Source organism: Mesorhizobium sp. M0243, assembly GCF_040321775.1.
In the GTDB taxonomy this organism is placed as follows: Bacteria; Pseudomonadota; Alphaproteobacteria; order Rhizobiales; family Rhizobiaceae; genus Mesorhizobium.
Window position 1 is genome coordinate 1 of the sequence record NZ_JAMYSF010000090.1, and the last position, 553, is coordinate 553.

Below are 553 nucleotides of genomic sequence, written 5' to 3' on the forward strand. Positions count from 1 at the left end.
CACCAGTTGCACCATCATCACCGAGCCGGCCGGCGAGCCGATGAAGAACTTGCACGATCGGCAGCCGGTCATCCTCGACCAAGCCTACTATGACGCGTGGCTGGATCCGGCGACGCCCAAGGACGACTTGAAAGACATTCTCAGCCACGACATCGACGGTCAACTGCAGTTCAATCGCGTCGGTCGCGACGTCAACTCGACGCTAATCAACAAGCAGCCCAATGACCATCCCTCCTTGGTCGGGCCTATCAATCCTCTCTAACTATGCTGATTTGCGGCCCTTCGCCTTTGGCCGGTCTTGGTTGATGCCTTCGTTGGCGAGGCTCTTTCGAAGAACCGAGGCCAGATCGACCACGTTCTCCTTAGGTTTCGGCGCCGGTTTAGGGGGCTTTTTGCCCTTGCGCTTGGCGTCGATCATGGCAATCAACGCATCCTCGTAGGTGTCCTCGAATTTCGAAGGATCGAACTTCGTCACCTTCTTGTCGATAAGGAGCCCCGCGATTTCGAGCAAATCCGCATCGTATTTCGGGCTCTTCACATCGTCGAAGACGGT

1 protein-coding gene and 1 pseudogene are annotated in these 553 nt (G+C 56.4%); one reads left to right on the forward strand and one right to left on the reverse strand.

Annotated elements, in window-relative coordinates; genetic code table 11:
• Positions 1-262 (forward strand): SOS response-associated peptidase family protein (locus NKJ11_RS33760; protein WP_352795191.1); only part of this gene is annotated, 262 nt, incomplete at its 5' end.
• On the opposite strand, the pseudogene NKJ11_RS33765 reads toward NKJ11_RS33760, so the two are convergent.
• Positions 263-553 (reverse strand): annotated as a pseudogene (locus NKJ11_RS33765) (non-homologous end joining protein Ku); the annotation flags it as partial.